We start from the raw sequence: 2,718 nt of genomic DNA, 5'->3' as shown, positions 1-2,718 counted from the left end.
GAGCCGGGCGGCCAGCGATCCTTGCGTCCCGGGGAACTGGGTTATTTCGCTGCGCACGTCCGGATCGGGTCCCCGAGGATTGCGCCTTTTCGCGCGGAGTTTCGTGACCCCGAATTAAAGCGCCCTTGGCGCTTCCTCGCAAGGGCATTGGCCCCGGTTATAGCGTCGTAGGCAATAAGTCAGCGGCAGTTGTCCCGCCGTTCGAGCGCATCGAAGGCTCGGAAGAAGTCGTCAAGAAAATGGTCCGCGCCTGCGAGGCGCCGATAAGCCGGGAGGATTAGAAACAGATCGTCGATTCCCTCAAATGCAAAAAAGGGACCTACGAAAAATTGGTGAACGGCGGCTCAGGGTTCAGGTTGAGAACTTTGCCGATCGACCGAACTGTCCGCTCGGCGCCCATGAGCGGAAATTCGGCGCTTGCAAAATGAACCCTTAACTTGCCGGTAAACCTTCGTACGCTGCTAGCCCCGCAATGCGTGCGCCGCGCGTTTCCCTGGACACGTGTTCTATGGCTCAATGACCCAATAGCGCTCGCCGGCCTTCTCGCGCGCTTCCAGGCCGCGCGCGGCGGCCGCCGTCGCCTTGGTGAGAACCAGCGTGAAATCCCGTATCGCCTTGGGCTCGTCGAACACGTAGGAATGACCGGTCAGACGCGTGTCGACGGATTCAACGCCTTTTGTCACCAGAATATCGGCGCCGCCGCTGCCGGCGCGCGGCGCCTGATGATAGCTCTCGGAAATCAGGATCGCGCGATCATATTCCGACGCATAAAGCGTGCGGATGACGCCGATCTTGCTCGCCAGCCGGATCTGCTCACGAAAAACATCCTGCGCCACGTCGGGCGCCGCGAACACCGCGGCGCCGATACGCAAATGCGTGTGAACGAGCGCAAATTCGCGCAGCATTTGGAGGAGGATGCGGCAGCCCATGCTATGGGCGGCGAAGTCGAGCTGCATCTCCGGCCCCGCCGCGGCGATCGCATTCACCAGTTCCACCAGGTGCGGCTCGCTCCACACGCTGGAATCCTCGTCATAAGCATAGCCGAAAGCCGAGCCTTCGGAGGGCCAGCTCCAGCCGACGACAGCGCCGCCATAATCGACATCCGACGCCAGTTGCAGCGCCCGCCAGGCCAGTCCGTGGAAGGGGATGTTGAAACCGTGGATCACGAACATGATCTTTGACCCGCCGGATTCGCGGGTTTTCGCGACGATCTGCCTCGCGCATTCATCCGCGCCTTTGATCAGGATCTTTGGCGCCGGCGGAACATGGGGCTCACCAGAATTGCGCGCAGGCGCGCCGAGGAAGCCGCAGGTGAATTCGAACGCATCCAGACGGCGGGCGCCGAAGCGCGTGGAGTAATCCAGCGTGCCCTCATCATTGCGGTCGGTGACGAAAAAAACCGGAGACCGCATCGCCAATTTGAGAGGCGGCGGCGGGCTCGCGAGCGGCGGGGCGTACTTGCCTCGGAGTTCGAATTCCGCCTTGCGCCACAGGACCATTTCCTGGGAGCGCGCCTCTGGGGCAATGCGTACCGCGTCCAGGGTCAATTGTATCTCCTCACGCGAGGCGAGATTGGTCATCTCGACATCGGGAATTTTGCGGATCGCTTCCCTGCGGGAGATAATGTCGGAGTCGGCCGCTTGCCTCGCCTGGTCCGCCGCGATTTTCAGCGCTTTTTTTTCCGTCTCGCTGCGTTGCAGCCAGAAGTCATGCGCCGCCACCAGCGCGCCAAGCTTAGGCCAGGCCGTGGTCACATAGAGTTTCCCGCCATTTCTTTGCGCGAAAGCCTCAGTCGCCGCGCCGAGTTGCGTCTCCATGGCATCGGCCCCGCCGGCGGTCGCGCTCGGCAGGCTTGCGACGACTTTCGCGCCGACGCCCGTGAGAATCCTAACGTCTGGCGCGCCATTTTCCGCCGCAACCGTGAGCTTGGCGAAATCGGCGACGCTGGCGATCTTTTCGCTGGAAAGGAAATAGGTGACGCCATGAACCCATAATTTCAAAGGAAACAGGCCGTAGCGGCTGGCAGCATTGGCGGCGGCGGCGCCGACAAAACTGTCCTCAACCAGAAACACTTCCTCGGCCGACTGGAACACGAAGCGCCGTGTTAAAAGTGAAGTCGCCGTCCCGGGTATTCTCCATTGGGGCAAACGCTGGTCCGTAATAGTATAAACGCTCATCTCCGCCGCGCCAGTTTCAACCGCCCGCTTGGCCTCCGCTTCGCTCAGGAATTTTAACGCCGCGACGCTCAATCCGGCCTCGGCCGGAACCGTGTTGGCCAGGAAGGATTTGACGAAGACGTCATCGGCGTAGGTTGCGGGGATGGCGATCCGCACGTCAGTCGCCAAGGCAAAAGGCGAAAACGACAGGCATGCCAAGGCAAGCAACAGGAGGCGCGACATGGGAGTTTCCCTTGGTGTCGACCGGCGTTTTCCGATACGCGAAAGCCTGCGCAAATATTAACGTGAATTGGGGTCGGAAAAATGTCCCTGACTTTTTTGCTGTCAATCAGGACGTTCAACGCGACCCGAAGAAGTTTGAACCATTGTGCCGTTGAGTGACCTTCGGTGTAAGTTTCGCAAACGACCGCAGTGGGGCATGACTACCCAGTCGCGCGGGTTTCCCGACGGCTGTTTTCATAACCACCTCTCCCGCCGCATCGACGCCGTGAACCTGAAAAACCGATTTTGCAATGTCCAGACCGATCGTAATCACCTGACC

The 2,718-nt window shown here is 60.4% G+C and carries 1 protein-coding gene and 1 pseudogene; both read right to left on the bottom strand.

The window, feature by feature from the left end; all coding sequences use genetic code 11:
- Positions 1-506 precede the first annotated feature (506 nt).
- The gene (locus ACLP2E_RS18105; protein WP_442466730.1) at positions 507-2,399 is read right to left on the bottom strand and encodes an alpha/beta hydrolase; all 1,893 of its coding nucleotides are present in this window, start codon (positions 2,397-2,399) and stop codon (positions 507-509) included.
- Between the two features lie 115 nt (positions 2,400-2,514).
- Positions 2,515-2,718: pseudogene (locus tag ACLP2E_RS18100) on the bottom strand (hypothetical protein); the annotation flags it as partial.

It is taken from the genome of Rhodoblastus sp. (assembly GCF_052145335.1).
Classification (GTDB): Bacteria; Pseudomonadota; Alphaproteobacteria; order Rhizobiales; family Beijerinckiaceae; genus Rhodoblastus.
The sequence above is the reverse complement of the archived record's forward strand: the minus strand, read 5'-3'. Positions and strand labels throughout refer to the sequence as shown.

What these genes read in the sequence shown, in the direction of transcription:
- ACLP2E_RS18105 (WP_442466730.1), bottom strand. Translation starts at nt 2,399, where the DNA reads ATGTCGCGCCTCCTGTTGCTTGCCTTGGCATGCCTGTCGTTTTCGCCT.